21 protein-coding genes are annotated in these 22,307 nt (G+C 70.7%); 16 read left to right on the top strand and 5 right to left on the bottom strand.

Going from position 1 to position 22,307, the window contains the following annotated elements:
- Positions 1-20: 20 nt before the first annotated feature.
- Together ACQPYY_RS23230 and nadC are read left to right on the top strand one after the other, a co-directional pair.
- Positions 21-1,691 (top strand): L-aspartate oxidase, encoded by a 1,671-nt coding sequence (locus ACQPYY_RS23230; protein WP_433590974.1) that lies wholly within the window; start codon positions 21-23, stop codon positions 1,689-1,691.
- A 106-nt stretch (positions 1,692-1,797) separates the two neighbouring features.
- On the top strand, positions 1,798-2,658 hold the full coding sequence (nadC, locus tag ACQPYY_RS23225; protein ID WP_433590973.1) for a carboxylating nicotinate-nucleotide diphosphorylase: 861 nt from the start codon (positions 1,798-1,800) through the stop codon (positions 2,656-2,658).
- Positions 2,659-2,998: 340 nt separating this feature from the next.
- Here the strand turns inward: nadC and ACQPYY_RS23220 are convergent, their stop codons facing one another.
- A complete protein-coding gene (locus ACQPYY_RS23220; RefSeq protein WP_379106301.1) occupies positions 2,999-3,511 on the bottom strand; it encodes a tellurite resistance TerB family protein in 513 nt (170 codons plus the stop codon).
- 212 nt (positions 3,512-3,723) lie between these two features.
- Positions 3,724-4,902: a winged helix DNA-binding domain-containing protein gene (locus tag ACQPYY_RS23215; protein ID WP_433590972.1), complete on the bottom strand. Its 1,179-nt coding sequence runs from the start codon at positions 4,900-4,902 to the stop codon at positions 3,724-3,726.
- Between the two features lie 120 nt (positions 4,903-5,022).
- Here ACQPYY_RS23215 and ACQPYY_RS23210 point away from each other — a divergent pair, with 120 nt between their 5' ends.
- The 4 genes from ACQPYY_RS23210 (at position 5,023) to ACQPYY_RS23195 (ending at position 9,894) form a co-directional block, all read left to right on the top strand.
- Complete coding sequence (locus ACQPYY_RS23210) at positions 5,023-5,997, top strand: alpha/beta hydrolase family protein (RefSeq protein WP_433590971.1); 975 nt, start codon at positions 5,023-5,025, stop codon at positions 5,995-5,997.
- Positions 5,998-6,131: 134 nt separating this feature from the next.
- The gene (locus ACQPYY_RS23205) at positions 6,132-7,076 is read left to right on the top strand and encodes an NAD-dependent epimerase/dehydratase family protein (RefSeq protein ID WP_433590970.1); all 945 of its coding nucleotides are present in this window, start codon (positions 6,132-6,134) and stop codon (positions 7,074-7,076) included.
- A 100-nt stretch (positions 7,077-7,176) separates the two neighbouring features.
- On the top strand, positions 7,177-8,052 hold the full coding sequence (locus ACQPYY_RS23200; protein ID WP_433590969.1) for an arylamine N-acetyltransferase family protein: 876 nt from the start codon (positions 7,177-7,179) through the stop codon (positions 8,050-8,052).
- A 267-nt stretch (positions 8,053-8,319) separates the two neighbouring features.
- Positions 8,320-9,894, top strand: coding sequence for a serine/threonine-protein kinase (locus tag ACQPYY_RS23195; protein ID WP_379106289.1), 1,575 nt, complete (start codon positions 8,320-8,322; stop codon positions 9,892-9,894).
- Between the two features lie 78 nt (positions 9,895-9,972).
- Here ACQPYY_RS23195 and ACQPYY_RS23190 read toward each other — a convergent pair whose 3' ends face one another.
- The gene (locus tag ACQPYY_RS23190) at positions 9,973-10,824 is read right to left on the bottom strand and encodes a helix-turn-helix transcriptional regulator (RefSeq protein ID WP_433590968.1); all 852 of its coding nucleotides are present in this window, start codon (positions 10,822-10,824) and stop codon (positions 9,973-9,975) included.
- Positions 10,825-10,971: 147 nt separating this feature from the next.
- Here ACQPYY_RS23190 and ACQPYY_RS23185 point away from each other — a divergent pair, with 147 nt between their 5' ends.
- Positions 10,972-12,018, top strand: coding sequence for an aldo/keto reductase (locus tag ACQPYY_RS23185; protein WP_433590967.1), 1,047 nt, complete (start codon positions 10,972-10,974; stop codon positions 12,016-12,018).
- Between the two features lie 55 nt (positions 12,019-12,073).
- Positions 12,074-12,361, top strand: a complete 288-nt coding sequence (locus tag ACQPYY_RS23180; protein WP_433590966.1) for a putative quinol monooxygenase — start codon at positions 12,074-12,076, stop codon at positions 12,359-12,361.
- A gap of 290 nt (positions 12,362-12,651) precedes the next feature.
- Here the strand turns inward: ACQPYY_RS23180 and ACQPYY_RS23175 are convergent, their stop codons facing one another.
- Positions 12,652-13,533 carry an alpha/beta fold hydrolase gene (locus ACQPYY_RS23175; protein ID WP_433590965.1) on the bottom strand — a complete coding sequence of 294 codons (882 nt, stop codon included), beginning with the start codon at positions 13,531-13,533 and terminating at the stop codon, positions 12,652-12,654.
- 72 nt (positions 13,534-13,605) lie between these two features.
- Here ACQPYY_RS23175 and sigJ point away from each other — a divergent pair, with 72 nt between their 5' ends.
- From sigJ to hisH, 7 genes are all read left to right on the top strand, one after another.
- The gene (sigJ, locus tag ACQPYY_RS23170; protein WP_433590964.1) at positions 13,606-14,481 is read left to right on the top strand and encodes an RNA polymerase sigma factor SigJ; all 876 of its coding nucleotides are present in this window, start codon (positions 13,606-13,608) and stop codon (positions 14,479-14,481) included.
- Between the two features lie 74 nt (positions 14,482-14,555).
- Positions 14,556-14,852 carry a DUF6412 domain-containing protein gene (locus ACQPYY_RS23165; RefSeq protein ID WP_357285781.1) on the top strand — a complete coding sequence of 99 codons (297 nt, stop codon included), beginning with the start codon at positions 14,556-14,558 and terminating at the stop codon, positions 14,850-14,852.
- A 100-nt stretch (positions 14,853-14,952) separates the two neighbouring features.
- On the top strand, positions 14,953-15,768 hold the full coding sequence (gene yidC, locus ACQPYY_RS23160; RefSeq protein WP_433590963.1) for a membrane protein insertase YidC: 816 nt from the start codon (positions 14,953-14,955) through the stop codon (positions 15,766-15,768).
- Between the two features lie 127 nt (positions 15,769-15,895).
- Positions 15,896-17,233, top strand: a complete 1,338-nt coding sequence (gene hisD, locus ACQPYY_RS23155; protein WP_433590962.1) for a histidinol dehydrogenase — start codon at positions 15,896-15,898, stop codon at positions 17,231-17,233.
- Positions 17,230-18,384, top strand: a complete 1,155-nt coding sequence (locus tag ACQPYY_RS23150; protein WP_433590961.1) for a histidinol-phosphate transaminase — start codon at positions 17,230-17,232, stop codon at positions 18,382-18,384. The genes hisD and ACQPYY_RS23150 overlap by 4 nt, the downstream gene beginning before the upstream one ends.
- Positions 18,381-19,013: an imidazoleglycerol-phosphate dehydratase HisB gene (hisB, locus tag ACQPYY_RS23145; protein ID WP_379275685.1), complete on the top strand. Its 633-nt coding sequence runs from the start codon at positions 18,381-18,383 to the stop codon at positions 19,011-19,013. Before ACQPYY_RS23150 ends, hisB begins: the two co-directional genes overlap by 4 nt.
- Positions 19,010-19,648, top strand: coding sequence for an imidazole glycerol phosphate synthase subunit HisH (hisH, locus tag ACQPYY_RS23140; protein ID WP_433590960.1), 639 nt, complete (start codon positions 19,010-19,012; stop codon positions 19,646-19,648). The genes hisB and hisH overlap by 4 nt, the downstream gene beginning before the upstream one ends.
- Positions 19,649-19,691: 43 nt before the next feature.
- On the opposite strand, the gene ACQPYY_RS23135 is transcribed toward hisH, so the two are convergent.
- Positions 19,692-21,458, bottom strand: a complete 1,767-nt coding sequence (locus ACQPYY_RS23135) for a GNAT family N-acetyltransferase (RefSeq protein WP_433590959.1) — start codon at positions 21,456-21,458, stop codon at positions 19,692-19,694.
- 59 nt (positions 21,459-21,517) lie between these two features.
- On the opposite strand from ACQPYY_RS23135, the gene ACQPYY_RS23130 reads away from it, so the two are divergent.
- Positions 21,518-22,297, top strand: coding sequence for an alpha/beta fold hydrolase (locus ACQPYY_RS23130; RefSeq protein WP_433590958.1), 780 nt, complete (start codon positions 21,518-21,520; stop codon positions 22,295-22,297).
- Positions 22,298-22,307: the final 10 nt, after the last annotated feature.

The following is a 22,307-nucleotide window of genomic DNA, read 5'->3' as shown; positions in this document are numbered from 1 at the left end:
CGTCGGGGGAGGGATGAGCAATGGTGAACACATCGATTTCGGTCACCTGGGAAGCCGAGGCCGACCTCGTCGTGGTGGGTGGTGGCGTGGCCGGGCTGACCGCCGCGCGCACGGCCTCCCGGCACGGGCTGCGGGTGCTGACCCTGAGCAAGGGCGGACCCACCGACACCTCGACCCAGTACGCGCAGGGCGGGATCGCGGTGGTCGCGCCACACGGGGATTCGGTGGAATCCCATGTGCACGACACCGTGGTCGCCGGGGCCGGACTGTGTGACGTCGAGGCGGTGCGGTCCATCGTCGAGGGCGGTCAGCAGGCGGTCGACGCGCTGACCGACCTGGGCGCGGTCTTCGACCTGGGCCGCGACGGCGAGGTGTCGCGCACCCGCGAGGGCGGGCACAGCACCCGCCGCATCATCCACGCGGGCGGCGACGCCACCGGCGCGGAGGTGCAGCGGGCCCTGAACGCCGCCGGACTGCCGGTGATCTTCGGGGCCGCCGTCCTCGACATCGTCACCGGACCCGAGGGCGTGCGCGGCGTGATCGCGCTGTCGGACCAGGGCTTCGGCATCGTGCACACGCCCGCGGTCCTGCTCGCCACCGGCGGCCTCGGCCAGCTCTACGCGTGCAGCACCAACCCCGCGGGCGCGACCGCCGACGGTATCGCGCTGGCGCTGCGGGCCGGAGCGCTGGTCTCGGATCTGGAGTTCCTGCAGTTCCATCCGACCGTGCTGTTCACCCCCGGCGGTCTCGGCCGCCGCCCGCTGATCAGCGAGGCGGTGCGCGGCGAGGGCGCGACGCTGGTCGACTCTCAGGGCAATTCGGTGACCGCGGGCGTGCACCCGCGCGGCGACCTGGCCCCGCGCGATGTGGTCTCGCGTGCCATCGCGGCCCGCATGCAGGAGCTCGGCGCCGACCACGTCTATCTCGACGCCCGCGCGATCGACGGCTTCGCGCAACGCTTCCCGAACATCACGGCCTCCTGCCTGGCCGCGGGCATCGACCCCACCGCCGACCTGATCCCGGTCGCCCCCGCCGCTCACTACCAGTGCGGCGGCGTCCTCACCGACACCTCCGGCCGCACCACCGTCCCGGGCCTCTACGCCGCGGGCGAGGTGGCCCGCACAGGTCTGCACGGCGCGAATCGCCTGGCCTCCAACAGCCTGCTGGAGGGCCTGGTGATCGGCGAACGGGCGGGCGCGGCGGCCGCGGAACGAGAAGGTATGGCGGAGCCGATCACCGAGGTCGGCCCGCTGCGTTTCCCGCACGCGGACCGGAAGCTCTTGCAGGAGCTGATGACCGAGCACGCCGCCGTGGTCCGCGACGGCGACGGCCTGCGCGCCGCCATTCTGCGCCTGGTCGGCCTGATCGCAGACAACGACGCCCCCGAGATCACCGTCGAATGGGCGCTGAACCGCCCCGCGACCGCGCCGGACGGCGCCGATTCGGCGGCCACCGTCCTCCGCGAGCTCGAGGATTCGGCGCTCACCCTGACCGCCCGGGCGCTGCTCGTCGCGGCGGCGGCGCGCACCGAGAGCCGCGGCTGCCACACCCGCTCCGACTATCCGGAACCGCGGGAGGAGTTGCGGCGCAGCACCACCGTGCGGCTCGGCTCCGACGGACGGCCCAAGCTGGTCACCGATGGCGCGCCGACCCCCTCGTGGGACGAGGTCGCCGTCCCGGCCGCGTCGTGAACCACGCCGGAGCACCGGGTCCGACGGCCGCCGCCGCGAACAACACTGCCGCTCCGGGCGATAGGACCCGGCGCGGAGGACAACGCATCGATCTAGGAGTGCAGTAATGGCTCTCGACGCCGGACTGGACCGCGACGAAATGCTCGCGCTCATCCGCACCGCCCTCGATGAGGATCTGCGGTACGGGCCCGACATCACCACCCTGGCGACGGTGCCCGCCGACGCGATCGCCAAGGCGGGCATGGCTTCCCGGCAGCCGGGAACCGTCGCGGGGCTCGACGTCGGGCTGCTGGTGCTCGACGAGGTGCTGGGGGCGGGCAACTACGAGGTGACCGGGCGGGTGCCGGACGGCACCCGGGTCCAGCCGGGCGACACCGTGCTGAGCCTGGTCGCGCCGACGCGCGGGCTGCTCACCGCCGAACGCACGCTGCTGAATCTGGTGTGCCACCTGTCCGGCATCGCCACCGCGACCGCCCAGTGGGTCGACGCCGTCGAGGGCACCGAATGCCGGATCCGCGACAGCCGCAAGACCTTGCCGGGCCTGCGCGCACTGCAGAAGTACGCGGTGCGGGTCGGCGGCGGGGTGAACCACCGTATGGGTCTCGGCGACGCCGCGCTGATCAAGGACAATCACGTGGTGGCCGCGGGCTCGGTGGTCGCCGCGCTGCGCGCCGTGCGGGAGCTGGACCCGGACATCGAGTGCGAGGTCGAGGTGGACAGCCTCGAACAACTCGACGCCGTGCTCGCCGAGGACGTGGAACTGGTACTGCTGGACAACTTCCCGCTGTGGGCCACCCAGGCGGCGGTGCAGCGCCGCAACACCCGGTCGCCGCGCACCAAACTCGAGTCCTCGGGCGGGCTTTCGCTGGACATGGCCGCCGACTACGCGCACACCGGCGTCGACTACCTGGCCGTGGGCGCGCTCACCCACTCGGTCCGGGTGCTCGATCTCGGACTGGACATGTAGCGCGGCAACCGTTGCGTCGACGCGGCCCCGGGGTGCTGTTCGCCCGGGGCCGCATCGCTGCTCGGAGCCGGTTCAGGCCCGGGGAAGGGGCGGGTCGACGAGCCAGCCGATGCCCCCGCAGCCGGTGCACAGGATGGCCGAACCCGCCTCGGAATAGCCTGCGGCCCCGGTGCCTTCGCACCATCCGCAGTACCGCCAGCCCCGATTCGGGTGGACGGTGTCGAGCAGGATATTGAGAAACCCTTGGATCGCCATGCAGAGTGGATCCCCTCGCTGGGCAGCAAACGATCCAAGAATGCGCGACGGCTCCGGGCAATGTCCAGCAAAAGCCAGGGGGGCTTTACACACCGAATTCGCGCGGGTCCACCCGCAGCACCTGACATGCCTCGCGAATCACCGTGGCCGCGTGTGCTCCGAGTTCGCCATCGGTTCGCCCCACCGTCAATCCGATGCGCAGCACGGCGGCGGCCTGGTCGGGAAACTCGGTGGCCTTGGCGATCTGGGCCATCACGTAGGCGTGGCCGAACGCCGGATCCATGATGAGCCGGGCGCAGTTGTCCTCGAACCGGTTGCGCAGGTCCTCGGCGGGCCGGCGGCCGAGAACCTCGTGCTCCCCGGCCATCTGCGCGACCCGCATCCGGGCCGCCGGATCGATGCGGCCGTCGGTCGCGGACAATACCGCGCACATGCCCAGCGCCGCATCGCGGAAGGCATCACCCCACTGCTCCTCGCGCCCTCCCGGCAGCCCGGTGAGATGCGGTGCGGGCCGTGCGTCCGAGGATCCGGCGGGCGCGGCGGCGGCCGGATCGGTGCGCGGGGCAGCCGGGGAAACCAGCCGATTCGAGAACGCCATGACACACACTCCGAAGAAATGCCGAACCCGTGGACCTCCCGCGTTCGCGGAGTGAACCAAAGGTTCAGCCGGGCCCGGATCGTGCGAACAACATCGTCGACAGTAACAGTCCACCGAGGCGGGGCCCGCAGAAATTCTCCGAATACTCGCGCACAGCAACCGCGTTCGGCGCGACCGTGATCATCGGGCGCGCCGCGCGCGGGGCCGGACGGTCAGGCGGACAGTTCGCGTTCGAGCGGCGTGCGGAAGCGAGGGATCGGGCGGACCTCGCCGTACCAGCCGCGCAGCCGGTCCGCCTCGGCGGCGATGGCGCGCTCGGCGGCGGCGCCGACATCCTCGAGCAGCCGCCAGGCGATGTCGCCGTCCGGTCGCTGCGCCCAGCCGCCGACGATGCGGCCGTCCCACCACACCGACGGGCCGATATTGCCGTTGCGGTCGAACAGGGCGGGCTGATGCGGCCCCAGATACCAGTCGCGCGATTGCCAGCCCATCGGCGTGGGATCCAGCGCGGGCAGCAACGCCGCCCACGGTTCCGGGGCGGGCGTGAGTTCCAGATCGTCGGCCAGCACCAGACCGGTCTCCCCGCCCAGGTCCACCTCGACCGTGTCCACCAGCGCCAGCGCCTTGCGGACTTCGCCCAGGGTCCAGCCGGTCCACCATTTGAGATCGCTCACCGGCGCGGGACCGAAGGCGCGCAACCACTTCCGGACCAGCTCGGCGCGAGCTTCCTCGACCGGCATGGCCGCGATCCCGTCGGGCAGCCAGGATTCGATGGGCGCCCAGGTGTATTGGCTGCTGGACCAGGTTCCATTGGGCCGGCCGCGCACGATCCGGCCCTCGCAACCGAGCGTGACCAGCACCCAGGTGGTGATATTGGTGGGCTTGGAGTACGGCTTGCCCGGCGCGGTGTCCACCTGGGTCCGCAGCTCGGACACCTCCTTGCTCAGCTGCGCTCCCGTCGCCGCGCCGCGGGCCAGCAAGGCGTCGTGGGTCTTCGACTCGACCGCGTTCCACCACGTCACGACATTGCCGGGCACCGCGCCGGACTGTTCGAGATAGCGCCCGTAGGTCTTGCGCTGCTTGTGCGCCAGCGCGTCGGCGACCGCGGCCTGCAGCACCGGCACCAGATCGATGGGCGCGACGAACATGGTGCGCCGCATGGCCAGCATGCGCAGCAGGGTCCGGTCGTCGTAGAGCGCTTTCTCCACGTGGCCGGTCTCCAGGTCCGCCGAGCGCGCCGCGACGGACAGGTACACGGTGGCCGGGTCGGTCGCGTGCAAGACGACCAGAGACCGCACGATCGACTCGACCGTCTCGCCGCGCTCCGTCGACGCCAGCCGGTGCCGCACCCCGAGTCGAGCCCGCCGCTCCGCGGCATCCATCGAACGCATGGTCGAATCCTAGCCGCCGACAGCCTGATTCGGGCACACCCCGCCACATCGGTTCCGGCGCGCCGACCGGCCCGGCGTGGGTTCCCGACCGGACCGACCGGACGTGCGACGATGCCGGACGTGCGTGCTCAACGGCGAGGGTTGCGGGTAATCGGTGCGGTCGCGGGCGTGGTGGCGGCGGTGATGGTCGGGCTACCGGGAATCGCGGGCGCGGCCGACGACGGCGTGTCCATGCGGCCGATCAGCCTCACCGTCGACGGCGAGACCGCCACCGGCCGCGTCTACGAACCCGAGGGCGGAGCCCGGGCGCTCATCGTGGCGGTGCACGGCCACGACGGCAGCGCGAGCGACTTCCCCGACTACATGGCCTCGATCGTCGAGAACACCGGCGCCGCCCTGCTCACCATGGACCAGCGCTCCGGCAACAGCCCGTGGCGTACAGGGGAGTGGAACGTGTGGGCGGGCTGGCGCGACACCGTCGCCGCCACCCAGTGGTATCGCGGCGAACACCCCGGCCTCGGCCCCACCGTGCTGTGGGGCTGGAGTCAGGGCGGCGTCACCAGCGGGCTGGCCGCCGCCTACGCCCCGCCCGGCACCTACGACTACTGGGTCGACACCTTCGGCCACGCCGGGGATCTCACCGCCTGGCTGGAAGCCGGCCTGGCCGGCAAGCAACTGCGGCCGGAGATCGAACGCGATGCGGGCGGCTGTATTCCGCTGACCTGCCCGCAGGCCTACATCGATCGCTCCCCGGTACTCATGCCCGGCCGCATCGACGTCAAGCGGGCGATCCTGGTGCACGGCACCGCGGATACGGTGGTGCCCTACATCAGTTCGGTGGAGATGCGCGCCGCGCTGACGCTCGCGGGCAAGCGGGTGTCCATGTACACCGTCGTCAGCGGCCGCGATCTCGACGGCCGCGTCGTGCCCGGCGACCACGGCATCAATCCGGTGTTCTTCGAATCCGGTTGCGCCGTCATGCGACTGCTGCAGGGCACCGAACCCCTCGGCGGCGATCACGACTACACGATCGACGTCGGCGCGGGAGTCAACACCGCTCCGCCTGCCCCTGCGAACGCCAAATGCGCCGCCTGACAACCGGTCCCGCGCGCGAGCGGTCACCGCGTCCGCCGTCGCGCCCCGCGCGCGCCGACCGCCGTGCCACACGATCGCGCGCCGAACACTAGGCTCGGGCCCGGCATCGGCAGGGCGAGACGGGATGAAGCGCAATGAAAGTCGTGGTGGCGGGAGCGACAGGGGCGATCGGGCGGCCATTGGTGATGGCGCTGCGCGCCCGCGGACACCAGGTGTACGCGCTCACCCGCGACGGCCGCGGCGCGGAGGTCGCGCGGACGCTGGGGGCCACCCCGCTGGTCGCCAATGTGATGGACCGCTCGGAGCTGTTGCGCGCCACCGAGCGGCTCACCGCCGACGCGGTCGTCCACGAGCTCACCGCCTACCGGAACTCGCCGCCCACCCACTACCACTCGCCGGGCCTGCTGCGCACCAACGCCTTACGCGAGACCGGCGGCAAGCACCTGGTGGAACTGGCCCAGCGCGCGGGCGCGCGCCGGTACCTGACGCAATCGGTGATCTTCGGCTACGGCATGCGCGACCACGGCCCGCGGCCGGTGACCGAGCAGGACCCCTTCGGCCGCATCCCCGGCGACGTCAACGACGGCCTCATCGGCGCGCTGCACGAGGCCGAATGCCACGCCTGGCGGGCGCCCGGCATCGACGGAATCGCGCTGCGCTACGGCGTCTTCTACGGACCCGGCGCGTCCGCGTCCTTCACCCGCGCCCTGCGGCGGCGACTGTTCCCGCTGCCCAGCACGACCACCGGGCACACCGGCTTCGTGCACGTCGAGGACGCCGCGGCCGCGACCGTGGCCGCCCTCGAACGCGGCGTTCCCGGCCAGGCGTACAACATCGTGGACGACGAGCCCGCCACCTGGGAGGCCATGTTCGACGCCGCCGCCGAGGCCGTCGGCGCGCGCCCGCCGCTGCGGGTGCCCCCGCGACTGATGCGCATCACCTCCCCGCTGACGGCGGCCCAGATGCTGGACTTCTCCCTCCGCCCGTCCAATGCCAAGGCCCGGGCCGAACTGCGCTGGGCGCCGCGCTATCCGAGTTACCGCGAGGGCCTGCGTACCCTCGCGCGCGTCCACGCCTGACCCGGCGGTCCGGTCGCGTCGGAACACAGCCGCGCCCACTACCGTTGATCACCTCGGAAGACAGATGATCCACGCGAATCGGGCGCGAAGGAAGGCAGTGATGAACACACCGGCGGACCCCACCTACACTTGGCTGGGCGCGGAGCTCGACCTCGACGCCTACCTGGACCGGATCGGATTCACCGGTGCGCGCACGCCCACCCTGGAGACCCTGCGCGCCCTGGTGCGCGCCCACACCACCACGATCCCGTTCGAGAACCTCGAGATCATCCTCGGCCGTGGCATCCCCCTGGAATCGGAAGCGCTGCAGGACAAGCTGATCCGGCGGCGGCGCGGCGGCTACTGCTACGAGAACGTCGGACTGTTCGCGGCCGCGCTGGAGCGGCTCGGCTTCGAATTCACCGCCATGTCCGGCCGGGTCACCCTCGGCGCGACCGGCCTGCGCCCGGCCACCCACGCGCTGCTGCGGGTCAAGGCCGCCGACGACGACCGGCTGTGGCTGTGCGACGTCGGTTTCGGCTGGGGTCCCCTGGAGCCGATCGAACTGGCCCCCGACCGCGGTGAATTCGCCGCGGGCGCATGGCGTTTCCGGCTGGAGCGGACCACCGACGCGGTCGGCGGCGAGCTGTGGACGCTGTACCAGTTCGGGAAGGACGGCTGGGTGGACCGGCACACCTTCGCCATCACCCCGCAGTACCGCGTCGATTTCGCGGTCGGGAACCACTACGTGTCGACCGCGGCGCGTTCGCCGTTCACCCTGCGGCCCTTCGTGCAGCGCTTCCTGCCCGATGTGCACCACCAGATCGACGGCACCACCTGGACCACGCACCGTCCCGATGGCTCGGAGGAGGTGCGCGAGCTCGAGGTCGCCGAGCTGCCCAAGGTGCTCGCGGAGGTCTTCGATATCGAGCTCGATGCCGCCGACGCCGCCCGGTTGGTTCGCGCGGAGTGGCCCGCGGCGGTGAAAAGTAGCTGAACTCGGTTGGTGTGTGGGAGCAAACACGCACCAAACCGATCGGTCTATGTCTGGTCATGTATGGGTCGCGACCAGCGCATACGTCAGCGGGGTCACGGGCCGGTCGCTGACGGGCGGCGCAGATCTCATCGAGATCTCCGCCATATCTCACGCTGACGTCGGCGATCCGCGCGTCGCCCGCTACACTCATGCGGGGAAACGCGCGGGCAACCGCATTGTCACAGTCATCTCGAAGAACCTCGGAGTAGTGCCATCGAAACCGGCCAAGTGATCGCAGGGCATTACCGCCTGGTCGAACGGATTGGTAGCGGCGGCACAGGTGTCGTCTGGCGAGCCGTCGACCAGCGGCTGGAGCGATCCGTCGCGATCAAGCAGATCCTCACCCAGCCGAGCCTGTCGGATGCGGACAAGGACATCGTCAAGCAGCGTGCCGCGCGCGAGGCGCGCAACGCGGCCCGCTTCCAGCATCCGAACGCCATCGTCGTCTTCGACATCACCGAGCACGAGGGCGACCCGTGCTTGATCATGGAGTACCTGCCCTCGCAGAGCCTCGCCGTGGTGCTGTCCGCGCAGGGCACGCTGCCGCTGCCGCAGTGCGCGCGCATCGGCGAACAGGTGGCTTCCGCGCTGATCGCCGCGCACCGCGCCGGCATCGTGCACCGTGACGTCAAGCCCGGCAACATCCTGCTCGGCGACAACGGCGCGGTGAAGATCACCGACTTCGGCATCGCCAAGTCCAAGGGCGACGTCACCCTCACCGCCACCGGGCTCATCTCCGGCACCGCCGCCTACCTCGCCCCCGAGGTCGCTCGCGGCGCGGAACCGACCCCGGCCGCCGACGTCTTCGCCCTCGGCGCCACGCTCTTCCACGCGCTGGAAGGCGAACCGCCCTACGGCACCAACCCGAATCCGCTGGCACTGCTCTACGCCGCGGCCAACGGCCAGATCAGCGAGCCGCGCAATGCCGGGCCGCTGTCGGACCTGCTGCTCAGCCTGCTCAGCTTCGAGCCGGAGGACCGGCCGAGCATGCTCGACGTGCGCGACATCATGGCGGAATTCGCCGAGGTCGGCCCGGACGCCGAGGCCGCCCGGGTGTTCGCCGGCCGCCGCTCCGGCCCGGTCACCCCGCAGGGCGGCACCGCGCCGCGCCAGCAGACCCGGCAGATGGAACGCCGTTCGTCGGCCAATGCCGACATCCCGACCGGCGCCATGAGCCAGGCCCAGCTGCTCGAGACCCCGCCGCCGCGGCCGGTGCCCAACGGCGGCCCGCCGACCCGCAATCACCCCGCGCCGGAACCGGATTCGGAGCCGGGCGGCAAGAAGAAGCTGGTGTGGATCCTGCTGGCCGCGGTCGTCGTGGTGGCCGGCGGCATCGTCTACGGCATGATGAGCGACTCCGGCTCGGGCGACTCGCCCGGTGCGGGCGGGACCACCACCTCGGTGAAGGCCTCGACCTCGGCCAGCTCCACCAAGGGCACGCCCTCGGGCCTGGGCCAGACCAAGAGCGCCTCGACCGTGAGCGTGGGCAATGGCGCGGACGCCGTGGACAAGTTCTACGACGCCCTCACCTCGCAGCGGTACCAGGAGGCGTGGACCCGGCTCACCCCGGCCGCGCAGCAGGTGTACGGCAGTGCCTCGGCGTTCCAGACCTACTGGACGAACAACCCGGTCAGCCGCTACTCGACCATCGAGGGCGCGCGCGGCACCGACAGCAACAATCCCGATGGCTCCGTGGACATCTCGCTGGCCAGCCTGAGCACCAAGAACAGCGGCAGCAAGTCGGTGACGCTGCGGGTCGTCGACAGCGGCGGCTCCCTGCTGATCGACAGCGACACCAAGTAGCCCGATCGCTCGAACCGCCTGCGCCGCACCGGATCACCGGTGCGGCGCAGTGCTTTCCGGAGGTCGTGCCCGGGTCGGCTAGTGCTGTGTGGCCGGATCCGCGGCGAGCGAAGCCAGCAGGCGCAGGGCGTCGGCGCTGGGGGAGCCCGGCTCGACGTGATGGGCGACCAGGGCCTGATCGGGATCGTCGGGCAGGCGCAGGGTTTCGTAGCCCAGATCGAGGCGGCCCACGATCGGATGCCGATAGATGTGGCGGCCGTGCGTCTTGTCCTTGAGCTCGTGGCGCTCCCACAGGGCGGCGAATTCCGGGCTTGCGGAGTTCATTTCGTCGATCAGCGCGGTGATGCGAGGGTCTCCGGGATTGCGGGCGGCGTCCACCCGCAGATACGCCACCGTATCGGCGGCCTTGTCGTCCCAGTCCTCGTAGAGCTCCTTCGCGCCCTCGTCCAGGAACACCAGGTGCAGGAAGTCGCGCTGCTCGGGGGCGATCGCGCCGAAATCGCCGATCAGGGCCGCCGCCAGGCGATTCCACGCCAGCACGCTCACCCCGCGGCCCACGATGTAGGCGGGCACGTCGTGCGCGGCGTCGAGCAGCCGCCGCAGACCCGGGCGCACCCGCTGCGCGGCGGGCGGCTCCTCACCCGACCACGGGCGGGCCAGCAGATAGAGGTGATCGCGCTCGACCTGATTCAAGCGCAGCGCCCGCGCCACCGCGTCCAGCACCGACTCCGAGAACTGCAGACTGCGTCCCTGCTCCAGGCGCACATAATGATCCACGCTCACCCCGGCCAGCAGCGCCAACTCCTCGCGCCGCAGTCCCGGCACCCGGCGGCGCGCCCCGTGCGTGACCAGGCCCACCTCCTCCGGGCGCAGCCGGGCGCGACGGGAGCGCAGGAATTCACCGAGTTCGGCGCGACGGTCCAGGGTCATGGAACCAGGTAACCACGCGGGCCCCGGGTTTCATCCTGGTCATGGCGTGCCCAGGCAGACGCCGCACTGTCTGCCGCTCCCGGATCGGACGACTGTAGTGCTCAGCGCCGCACACCACGGCGGACACCGACTCCCGAGGAGCACAGCATGACCTCCCTTCCCACCCGTCAGCTCGGGACCACCGACATGCGCGTCAGCCGGATCGGCTTCGGCGCGTGGGCACTCGGCGGCGCGGGCTGGCGCTACGCCTGGGGCGCGCAGGACGACGCCGGATCGATCGCCACCCTGCGCCGCGCCCTCGACGCGGGCGTGAACTGGATCGACACCGCCGCCGTCTACGGGCTCGGCCACTCCGAGGAAGTGGTCGGCAAGGCGATCGGCGACCTGCCCGAAGCCGACCGGCCCTTCGTCTTCACCAAGGCGGGACTGGTCTGGGACGAGAACGACCGCGCCGCCGCGCCCCGGCGGATCATGGCCGCCGCCAGCGTGCGTCGCGAGATCGAGGACTCGCTGCGGCGACTGGACGTCGAACGCATCGACCTCTACCAGGTGCACTGGCCCGACACCGGTGCCTCCCTGGACTTCTCGGACCCGGACGGCGTGGCCGACGCCGTGGTCACCCCGCTGCACGAGTACTGGCAGACCATGGCCGACCTGGTCACCGAGGGCAAGGTCCGCGCCATCGGCCTGTCCAACCACGACGTCGGACAGCTCGAAATCGCCGAATCCATCGCCCACGTCGACGCCATCCAGCCCCAGTTCTCCCTGATCAAGCGCGCCGCCGCGGGCGAATTGGCCTGGGCCGCAGCCCATCACACCGGCGGCATCGTCTACCAGCCGCAGCACTCCGGCCTGCTGACCGGCGCCTTCTCCGCCGAACGCGTCGCGAACCTGCCCGACGACGACTGGCGCAAGGGCTTTCCCGAGTTCACCACCGACCTGGACCGCAACCTCGCCCTGGTGGAGGCGCTGCGCCCCCTCGCCGCCGCCCACCACACCACCGTCGGCGCCCTCGCCATCGCCTGGACCCTGACCTGGCCCGGCGTCACCGGTGCGATCGTCGGCGCTCGCACCCCCGACCAGATCGACGGCTGGATCGACGCCGCCACACTGGAACTGACCCCCGCGGACCTGGACGCCATCGCCGGCGCCCTGCGCACGACCGGCGCGGGCGACGGCCCGATCACCCACTGACCCCACGACCACCGACCCCACGACCAAGACCCACACCGACCCCGAGGAGCTCCCCATGACCCTGCACGTCGTCGCCGAGCTGCGCGTCACCGGCGGAAACGAAGACCGCCTGCGCACCGCCCTGGAATCCATGATCGAACCGTCCCTCGCCGAACCCGGCTGCCTGGCCTACCAGCCCTTCACCAACCCCAACGACTCCGCCCACATGGTCGTGGTCGAGGAATGGCAGGACGCCGACGCCCTCGAGAAGCACTTCGCCACCGACCACTTCCAGCACGTGGCGGGCGTTCTGGAGGGCATCCTCGCCGAGCCCATGATCATCCGCCGCCTCGTCGCCGAATAGCGGTTGCGCTGCCGTGCCCCTGCGCTCCCCATCGTCCCGACGCGGTCATCCCCTGCGAAACCGCTGCGGGTCCGAAACACGTACGCCCTCAGAGGTTGACGTGAACTTCAGAAGACGATCACGCCCTGAAGTACCGATGTCGGGTGGGCACCTCATACCGGACTCGTAGCACCCGAGGCCGAGGTTCTGCCATATGCGAACCGACAGCCACCCGCCACTTCAGCTTCCCATCCAACAAAGGCACCGCACCACCGCCACGCCACCTGGATTCCGGGCAGTGGGATCTGGATTCACCGTTGAGCACGGCCCACATGGCTGCGGTGCCAGCGGTCGATGGCCTCGGCCACGAGCTGCGGGTTGTCGGCCATCGGAAAGTGCAGCCCCCAGGGGACAGTGACCCTGGTCAGGTACGGGAACAGACGCCGCCAACGGCGGACGAAGAAGAAGTAGTCGCCGAGTCGGCCGAATACCGTCATCATCGGTCGGCCGGCCAGTGCGGTGACCGTGCTTGCTGCGCGTGCGGCGGTGGCGCGGTCGCGGGCCGCGTCGCGAAACATTCGGTGCAAGAACCGGCGACGGTCGCGGTCGCGCAGACCACGTCGCCACGCGGTCTTACGGGTGCGGTTCCATCGTCTGCCGACACCGAACCTTGTCGCACTCACCCAGGCGAGCAACCCGAGCCATGCGTCGACCTCCCGCATCAGCTCCGAGCCGAAGAATCGCAGTGCGAGCCACAGCATGCCGCGGGGCTGCCAGCCGAAGGTGTTCATGGCCACCAGTGCGGCCACGCGGTCGACTCGATCGTGGACAGCGGCGAGTGCGGCCAGGCCCCCGAGGTCGTGTACGACCAGTGTCACGGCGTCGAGGTCGAGATGGTCGATGAATGATGTGATCGTGTGGGCGGCCGATGCGACCGTGGCCTCGCCGGGATCGGAGAGGCCCGTTCCAGGCAGATCGAGGGTCACGCACCGGTACCGGTCCTCGAGGTGGCTGATCAGATCAGCCCACAGCAGCGACCAGAGTCCGGCGTGGATCATGAGCAGGACCGGACGGTCACCGCCGGTATCGGTGTAGACGACGCGGCGCCCGTCGAGCTCGAACGCGTATAGCGGGTGGGGCCAATCCTGCGTACTAAGCCAGTCAGGCCGAGCGGGTTTGGTAGTAAGGGTCATATCTCTAAGGACGTGTCGGCGGGGTCGTGTGTGACGGTCACACTTCACCGGGCTCATTCGTCGGAGGTATGTATGAGCGACATCATCGAGCAGGCTTGGCACCTGCACCGGCGGCGGGTGCTCGACGCCTCCTACCGCATGCTCGGTACCCTCGTCGACGCCGAAGACGCCGTGCAAGAGACTTTCGCCAGGCTCACCCGCCACGGCTGCGAGGGCATCGACGATGTCGAGGGCTGGCTGGTCACCGTTGCGGGCCGAGTCTGCCTCGACCGGCTGCGCGCCGACCGCACCCGGGCCCGCTACGTCGGGCCGTGGCTGCCCGAACCGCTCGTCGAGCCGGTCGGCGCCGATCCCGACCCGGCAGATCAGGTCACCCTCGACGACAGCGTGCGCCTGGCGCTTTTGGCGGCGCTGCACGCTCTCAGCCCCGCCGAACGCGTCGCGTTCGTGCTCCACGATGTCTTCGGAGTGAGCTTCGAGGAGATCGCCGAGGTGGTCGGCCGCTCACCGGCCGCGGCCCGGAAGCTGGCCAGTCGTGCTCGAGCCGCGCTGCGCGACAACCCTGAGCCTCGGTTCGAGGTCTCACCAGTACAGGCGCGCGCGGTCGCCGAGAGATTTGCGCACGCCTGCACCACCGGCGACCTGGCGGCACTGATGGAGGTACTCGCTCACGACGTGGTCGGCGAATTCGACTCCGGAGGGCGAGTCGCCGGCGCCCCCCTCGGACCATTGGTCGGCGCCGAGCTGGTCGGCGTCACGCTCGCCAGAACACTGTTCGGAGCGGGCGCCGACTTCCGGGTCGTGGCGGTGAACGGTGAGCCTGGGGTGGTCGTGTCACTCGCGGGCCAGGTCATGGTCGTGATCGCGTTGGAGTCCCATGACAACCACGTGGTCGCGATCCGCGCCATCGGCAATCCCGACAAGCTCGCACGCCTCAACGCTCGCTGAAACGAGACACGTGGGGCGCCCGCGGTGCGAAACACAGGGTGCCGCGGGGGAGGAACGCGGGTACTGTCGGGCGCATGATCACGCGGATTCGGACGGCGGCGTTGCTGGTGTGCGCGCTCGTGGTCTCCGCGTGGGCGGTGCTGTATCTGGGTGCCGCACATCCCGATTCGCTGATCGTGCTCGGCGCGGTCGCACTGGTCGCGGTGACCGCGGCGGTGTTGTCCGCGCGCGGGCCGCTGCGGGCGGCCGGGGTGAGTGCCGGACCGGCGGAATCGGCCGGGAAGCGGCGGCGGGGAGCCTTTCTGCGGCAGAGCAATCCGGATGCGCCGGGGCGGCCGCGGCCGCGAGCGCCGGGAGTTCTCGCGGCCTGACCCGCGTACGGCCGTGCGGTCGTAGCCGGGTCGGGTGCTTCGCGTCCCGAATTCCCTTCGCCCGCACGCGTGTGCGGGCGCCGCGCAGCGAGGTTCTCCCGTGCTCGATTTCATCTATTACCCCGTGTCCGCCGTGCTGTGGCTGTGGCACACCGCTTTCGCGTCCGTGCTGGGCGCGACCAGTGGTCTGGCCTGGGTGCTGGCCATCGTGTTCCTGGTGCTCACCCTGCGAGCACTGCTGATCAAGCCGTTCGTGGCGCAACTGCGGTTCTCGCGGAAGCTGGCCGAGATGCAGCCGCAGATCCAGGAGATCAAGCGCAAGCACGCGGGCGACCGCGAGCAGCAGGCGCTGGCCATGCAGGAGTTGCAGAAGGAGTCCGGGGTCAATGTGCTGACCGGGTTCCTGCCGATCATCGGCCAGGCGCTGGTGTTCATCGGGCTCTACCACGTGCTGCGGTCCTTCCAGCCCGGTCACACCCAGAATTACGTGTTCGGCGCCGGGCAGGTCCAGTCGTTCCTGGACGCGAAACTGTTCGGCGCGCCGCTGGCGGCCACGCTGTCCGGGGCGGGTTCGCAGTTCGGAACCATTGCCGCGGTCGCGATTCCGCTCATGGTGATCGCCGCCATCGCCACCCACTTCACCGCCCGCGCCGCCATCGCCCGCCAGCCCGCCCCGGCCGACGGCCCGGCGGCCTCGACCGCGCGCATCATGAACACCCTCTCGCAGTGGGTGTTCCCGGCGGGCGCGCTGGTGGTCGGACCGGTCATGCCGATCGCGATCCTGCTGTACTTCGTCACCCAGAATGCCTGGACATTCGCCCAGCAACACGTGGTGGCGACCCGCTTCGGCGACGACCGCGCCGAGCGGGGCGGACGCGGCGAAAGCACCGGGTCGGCGGCGGTCGCCCACGAATAGCGGGCGCTCGGGTGGTGCGCGGAGAAAGCGGTGGCGGTGACCGGATAGGCTGGTAGCTGGTCGCAAGCGGTTTCGGCTGCGTCGCGAACCCCCCTCGAATCAGCACAGACAAGGACTGCACAGCGCTATGACCAGCCGCATCGAGCTCGCCCGCGTCGACCTGCGCGGACGTACTCCCACTGCTGCCGAACTGCGCGCGGCTCTGCCGCGTGGGGGCGTCGACGTGGACTCGGTGCTGCATCATGTGCGGCCCGTCGTGGAGGCGATCCGCGATCGGGGCGTCGAGGCCGCGCTGGAATTCAGCGCCAAGTTCGACGGTGTGACGCCCGCCTCGGTGCGCGTCCCCGCCGTGGAACTGGACAAGGCCCTCGCCGAGCTGGATCCCGCCGTCCGCGCCGCCCTCGAGGTCGCCATCGAGCGCACCCGCAAGGTCCACGACGACCAGCGTCGCACCGACAAGACCACCCAGGTGGTGCCCGGCGGCACCGTCACCGAGCGGTGGGTGCCGGTCGAGCGGGTCGGGCTGTACGTGCCCGGCGGCAATGCCGTCTACCCGTCCTCGGTCGTCATGAACGTGGTCCCCGCGCAGGCCGCCGGCGTGGAGTCGCTGGTCGTGGCCTCCCCGCCGCAGGCCCAGTTCGGCGGTCTGCCGCACCCGACCATCCTGGCGGCCGCGCAGCTGCTGGGTGTCACCGAGGTGTGGGCGGTCGGCGGCGCGCAGGCCGTGGCGCTGCTGTCCTACGGCGGCATCGACACCGACGGCGCGCAGCTGGAACCGGTCGACCTGATCACCGGCCCCGGCAATATCTACGTGACCGCCGCCAAGCGGCTGTGCCGCGGCCTGGTCGGCATCGACGCCGAGGCCGGTCCCACCGAGATCGCCATCCTCGCCGACGCCACCGCCGACCCGGCGCACGTGGCCGCCGACCTCATCTCCCAGGCCGAGCACGATGTGCTGGCCGCCAGCGTCCTGGTCACCGACAGCGTCGAACTCGCCGCCGCCGTGGACGCGGCGCTCACCGCGCAGATGGCCGTGGTCAAGCACCACGACCGCATCGCGGAAGCGCTGTCGGGCAAGCAGTCCGGCACCGTGCTGGTCGACGACATCGGGCAGGGCCTGCGCGTGGTCAACGCCTACGCCGCCGAGCACCTCGAGATCCAGACCGTCGACGCCGCGGGCGTGGCCGCCCGGGTGCGTTCGGCCGGAGCGGTTTTCGTCGGCGCCTGGTCCCCGGTGTCGCTGGGCGACTACTGCGCCGGCTCCAACCACGTGCTGCCCACCGCCGGATGCGCCCGGCACTCTTCGGGATTGAGCGTGCAGACCTTCCTGCGCGGCATCCACGTCGTCGAGTACACCGAGGCCGCGTTGAAGGACGTCTCGGGGCACGTGGTCGCACTGGCCAATGCCGAGGACCTGCCCGCGCACGGCCAGGCCGTGCAGGCGCGATTCGGAGAGCTGCGGTGAGCGCCGAGGCCGGCCTGGAAGCAGGCGCCGTGACCGTTCCCGGCTCGACCATCTCGCTCGACGACCTGCCGCTGCGCGACAACCTGCGCGGCAAGAGCCCGTACGGCGCACCGCAATTGACGGTGCCCGTCCAGCTCAACACCAATGAGAACCCGCACCCGCCGAGCCAGGACCTGGTCGACGATGTCGCCGAGTCCGTGCGCGCGGCCGCCGCCGACCTGCACCGGTACCCGGACCGCGACGCGGTCGGCCTGCGCGGCGACCTCGCCGCCTACCTGACCCGGCAGACCGGCGTCGCGGTGGACCTGGCCAATGTGTGGGCGGCCAACGGCTCCAACGAGATCCTGCAGCAGCTGCTGCAGGCGTTCGGCGGACCCGGCCGCAGCGCACTGGGTTTCGTGCCCTCGTACTCGATGCACCCGATCATCTCCGAGGGCATCGACACCGAGTGGATCGAGGCCAAGCGCAACGGCGACTTCTCCCTCGACATCGACTACGCGGTGCTCACGGTGGGGGAGAAGAACCCCGACGTGGTCTTCGTGACCAGCCCCAACAATCCGACCGGGCACAGCATCCCGATCCCGGACCTGGAGCGCATCCTCGACGCCGCCCCAGGCATCGTGGTGGTCGACGAGGCGTACGGCGAGTTCTCCTCCGCGCCCAGCGCCATCAGCCTGATCGACAAGTACCCGACCAAGCTGGTGGTCAGCCGCACCATGTCCAAGGCGTTCGCCTTCGCGGGCGGGCGGCTGGGCTACCTGGTGGCCGCGCCCGCGGTCATCGACGCCATGCTGCTGGTGCGCCTGCCCTACCACCTGTCCGTGGTCACCCAGGCCGCGGCGCGGGCGGCATTGCGGCACGCCGACGAAACCCTCGGCAGCGTCCATGAATTGGCCGCGCAGCGCGACCGCGTGATGGCGGCGCTGACCGAACTGGGCTACGACGTGATCCCGTCCGACGCGAACTTCGTGCTGTTCGGCCGCTTCGCCGACGCGGCGCGCGCCTGGCAGCACTACCTCGACGAGGGCGTGCTCATCCGCGATGTCGGCATCCCCGGCTACCTGCGCACCACCATCGGCCTGGCCGCCGAGAACGACGAATTCCTGCGCGTCAGCGCGAAACTGGCGTCCGAGGAGCTGATCGCCCGATGACCACCGAACGTCCCGCCGACCGCATCGCCCGGGTCGAGCGCACCACCCGCGAGTCCAGCATCGTGGTGGAGCTCAACCTGGACGGCTCCGGCAAGACCGACATCTCCACCGGCGTCCCGTTCTACGACCACATGCTGACCGCCTTCGGCCAGCACGGCAGCTTCGACCTCACCGTCCAGGCCAAGGGCGACATCGAGATCGAGGCCCACCACACCGTCGAGGACACCGCCATCGTCATCGGCCAGGCCCTGGGCCAGGCGCTCGGCGACAAGAAGGGCATCCGCCGCTTCGGCGACTGCTTCATCCCGATGGACGAGACCCTCGCCCACGCTGTCGTCGACGTGTCCGGCCGGCCGTACTGCGTGCACACCGGCGAGCCGGATCACATGCTGCACACCATCATTCCGAGCGTCGCCCCGACCGCGTCCTATTCGACGGTGATCAACCGCCACGTGTTCGAGTCGATCGCGCTCAACGCGCGCATCGCCCTGCACGTGCGGGTGCTCTACGGCCGCGACCAGCACCACATCACCGAGGCCGAATACAAGGCCGTGGCGCGAGCACTGCGCGCGGCGGTCGAATACGACCCGCGCGTGTCCGGGGTCCCGTCCACCAAGGGTTCGCTGTGACCAAGAAGATCGCCCTGCTCGACTACGGCTCCGGCAACCTGCACTCCGCCAGCCGCGCCCTCGCCCGCACCGGCGCCGAGGTCATCATCACCGCCGACCCCGAAACCGCCTTGAACGCAGACGGTCTCGTGGTCCCCGGCGTCGGCGCCTACGCCGCCTGCATGTCCGGCCTGCTCGCCGTCCGCGGCGACCGCATCATCGGCAAACGCCTCTCCGGCGGCCGCCCCGTCCTGGGCATCTGCGTCGGCATGCAGATCCTGTTCGAGCGCGGTGTCGAGTTCGGCGTCGAGACCGACGGCTGCGCCGAATGGCCCGGAACCGTCGAGCGTTTGAACGCGCCGATCCTGCCGCACATGGGCTGGAACACGGTCAAGGCTCCCGCGGACAGCGTCCTGTTCGCGGGCATGGACGCCGACACCCGCTTCTACTTCGTCCACTCCTACGCGGCTCAACACTGGGGCTGGACCGATGACGGCGGCGGCCAGATCGCCCCGGCCAAACTCACCTGGGCCGACCACGGCGTCCCCTTCCTCGCCGCCGTCGAGAACGGCCCCCTCGCCGCGACGCAGTTCCACCCCGAGAAGTCCGGCGACGCCGGAGCCCACCTCCTCCGCAACTGGGTCGACTCGATCTGATCGACCACGCTCGTCCAAACCCCCGGGTTCCGCGGCGAATCGGTCAGAGCGCCCGCTTCAGCCCGACGTGACTGTTGTCGTACCCGAGCCGCGCGTAAAAGGCGTGCGCCCGCGTGCGGACCCGGTCCGTGGTGACCTGCGCGAGTGTCGCACCTCGATGCCTGCCGTGGTCGTGCGCCCACTCGAGCATCGCGGTCCCGATGCCGTGAGAGCGTTCCGCGGCGGCGACCCGAACTCCCTCGATCTGGAGGCGGGTGGCGCCGCCGCGGGACAGGCCCGGAATGATGGTGAGCTGCATGGTGCCGACGATCCGGTCGCCCTCGTCCCGGACCACGGCCAGATAATGCGAGGGATCCCTGGTGATGGCGTCGTACGCCTCCTCGTAGCGGGCACTGTCGGAACCTTCGCGGGCACGGCCGATCTCGTCATCGGAGAGCAGTGCGACCAGCGCCGGAACGTCGGCCCGCGCCGCCCGCTGCACACGATAGATCCGGTCGCCGAGTCGGAGCCGGCCACCGACCGAAGCCCGCGCCCGTGCCTGCAGCCGGGCGATCAGCGTGTCCAGCCAGGCGCCGACATGCCGCCGGGCCTCGGGAGTGTCCGGGTACCGGCAGCGCAGGTGCAGCCCGGTCTCGTCGAGGACGAACCAGAGCATCACGCCGTCGGTCCGGATCGTCGCGCCGACGTACTGCGCCTCCAATCCGGTCGCGTCGACTCGCACCGGCAGCCGGCGCAGGTCCAGCCACGAAATCGCGAACATCCCCGGCGCCTCGGGCATCCCGCCCCACGGACGCAGGATGTCCTCCAGTGGCCAGGACCCCATCCGGACGGCCTCCTTCACCGCCTCGGCACTGGCACGGGGATCGGAGTCGGCCGACTCGAGCACCGAGTTGGTGATGAACCACCCCACCGAGTCGTGCCAGGTGGTGTCATACCGACTGTGCACCGGAAACACCGCCCGCAGTGCGGTGCCGGCCAGCTCGCGAGTCACCTCGGTCATCGCCCCCACCACCAGCGCCAAGGTCGAGACGCCGTCGTCGCGGGCCTGCGCCGAGAAGGCGGCGCTGTCGTCGACGTCGAGCACATCGCGCACCTCCACGCGCTCCTGCTGCAATGTCGCCTCACCCAGCGACAGCGGGAACCGTGGCATCACATTGCCGCTGCCGGCCAGCACCTCTGCCCAGCGGCGGTGCACCTCGGCGGGCGCCGGCGGGCGGTCCCGCAGCGCGCGGGTGTGCTCCGCGAAGGCGGGTACGGGCGGCAACGACGGTGAACGACCCTGCTGTACCGCGGCCAGCGCGGCGAGCAGGTCACGCGCGATCACCAGCATCGACCACATGTCGACGTGCGAGTGGTCGGCGGCGACCACCACGGTCGGCCCGACCGCGGTCTCGAGCACACAGAGCCGATGCGACGGACGACCGTACGGTGAACAAGCACGGTCGAGCACGGCGCGGAGCGCATCATTGACCGCCTGCCCCGGAGCGATCACATGCTCGACCCAGCCGCCGGGGAGGATATCGACCTCGTACAGCTGAGGCTCGCCGTCCGCGCCCGGCACGAAGACCGACCGCAGCGTGCCGTGCCGCTCGATCACCGCCAGCCAGGCGGCCGCGAGCTCGTCGGGCGGTACCGGCGCGGAGAGCTTGAAGGACAACGCCATCCAGGATCCCGCTCGGTCGCCGGCGCCGACATGGCGTCGCTGGTCGAAGGACACGGGAAGAGACCGGCCCACCCGCCCCACGGTGACGTCGAAGCCCAGGAGGCGGCCGAACGGCAGGCGCAGGTGCGCGACGTTGGTCAGCCGCATGACGGTATCCTAGGCTCCTTCTCGAGCGATCGCCGTCTCACCAGCACCCTGGAGCCACCGTGCCGACCTTCCGCGTTTCCGGCGCCGACATCGACGTGGAATTGAGCGACGAGGGTGGCCACCCGGTCGTCCAACTCCACGGCCTCACCTCCAGCCGTCACCGCGACCGCCTGATGGACCTCGATCTCGGCCGCGGACTCAGCGGAACCCGATTGCTGCGGTACGACGCGCGCGGCCACGGCCACTCGACGGGTCGTGCCGTCCCCGAGGACTATCGGTGGCCGGTTCTGGCCGATGACCTGCTGAACGTGCTCGACCACTGGTTCCCCGGTGAACAGGTGCACGGTGTCGGTCCGTCGATGGGTACCGGGACACTGCTGCATGCCGCTGTCCGCGATCCCGGCAGATTCGCCGGCCTCACCCTGCTCGTGCCCGCGACCGCTTGGCGCACCCGAGCCGCGAAGGCCGACATCTACCGCAAGAACGCCCAGTTGATCGAAGAGCAGGGACTCGCCGCCTTCCTCGGCGCCGATCTCACCGCGCCTCGCCCGCCGGCCACCGTCGGAACGCCCGAAACCGTGCCGGATGTCGCCGAGCACCTACTGCCCGCACTGTTCCGCGGGGCAGCGATGAGCGACCTGCCCGCCCCCGAGGCGATCGCCGCGATCGACGTGCCGACCACGGTGCTGGCCTGGATAGACGACCCCGCCCATCCGGTGTCGACCGCCGAGGCGCTGGTGGACCTGCTGCCGAAGGCCACCCTGGAGGTGGCGCACACACCGGCCGATCTCGCTCGCTGGCCGAGCGTCCTGTGCGAGGACGTGGCACGACACGGGTAGGCACGACGGC

The organism is Nocardia sp. CA-145437 (assembly GCF_050956485.1).
Lineage (GTDB): Bacteria > Actinomycetota > Actinomycetes > Mycobacteriales > Mycobacteriaceae > Nocardia.
The sequence above is the reverse complement of the archived record's forward strand: the minus strand, read 5'-3'. Positions and strand labels throughout refer to the sequence as shown.

What these genes read in the sequence shown, in the direction of transcription:
- hisD (WP_433590962.1), top strand. Translation starts at nt 15,896, where the DNA reads ATGACCAGCCGCATCGAGCTCGCCCGCGTCGACCTGCGCGGACGTACT.
- ACQPYY_RS23190 (WP_433590968.1), bottom strand. Translation starts at nt 10,824, where the DNA reads ATGACCCTGGACCGTCGCGCCGAACTCGGTGAATTCCTGCGCTCCCGT.
- ACQPYY_RS23180 (WP_433590966.1), top strand. Translation starts at nt 12,074, where the DNA reads ATGACCCTGCACGTCGTCGCCGAGCTGCGCGTCACCGGCGGAAACGAA.
- ACQPYY_RS23200 (WP_433590969.1), top strand. Translation starts at nt 7,177, where the DNA reads ATGAACACACCGGCGGACCCCACCTACACTTGGCTGGGCGCGGAGCTC.
- sigJ (WP_433590964.1), top strand. Translation starts at nt 13,606, where the DNA reads ATGAGCGACATCATCGAGCAGGCTTGGCACCTGCACCGGCGGCGGGTG.
- hisB (WP_379275685.1), top strand. Translation starts at nt 18,381, where the DNA reads ATGACCACCGAACGTCCCGCCGACCGCATCGCCCGGGTCGAGCGCACC.
- ACQPYY_RS23215 (WP_433590972.1), bottom strand. Translation starts at nt 4,902, where the DNA reads ATGCGTTCGATGGATGCCGCGGAGCGGCGGGCTCGACTCGGGGTGCGG.
- ACQPYY_RS23135 (WP_433590959.1), bottom strand. Translation starts at nt 21,458, where the DNA reads ATGCGGCTGACCAACGTCGCGCACCTGCGCCTGCCGTTCGGCCGCCTC.
- ACQPYY_RS23220 (WP_379106301.1), bottom strand. Translation starts at nt 3,511, where the DNA reads ATGGCGTTCTCGAATCGGCTGGTTTCCCCGGCTGCCCCGCGCACCGAT.
- ACQPYY_RS23205 (WP_433590970.1), top strand. Translation starts at nt 6,132, where the DNA reads ATGAAAGTCGTGGTGGCGGGAGCGACAGGGGCGATCGGGCGGCCATTG.
- ACQPYY_RS23185 (WP_433590967.1), top strand. Translation starts at nt 10,972, where the DNA reads ATGACCTCCCTTCCCACCCGTCAGCTCGGGACCACCGACATGCGCGTC.
- ACQPYY_RS23175 (WP_433590965.1), bottom strand. Translation starts at nt 13,533, where the DNA reads ATGACCCTTACTACCAAACCCGCTCGGCCTGACTGGCTTAGTACGCAG.
- ACQPYY_RS23165 (WP_357285781.1), top strand. Translation starts at nt 14,556, where the DNA reads ATGATCACGCGGATTCGGACGGCGGCGTTGCTGGTGTGCGCGCTCGTG.
- ACQPYY_RS23230 (WP_433590974.1), top strand. Translation starts at nt 21, where the DNA reads ATGGTGAACACATCGATTTCGGTCACCTGGGAAGCCGAGGCCGACCTC.
- nadC (WP_433590973.1), top strand. Translation starts at nt 1,798, where the DNA reads ATGGCTCTCGACGCCGGACTGGACCGCGACGAAATGCTCGCGCTCATC.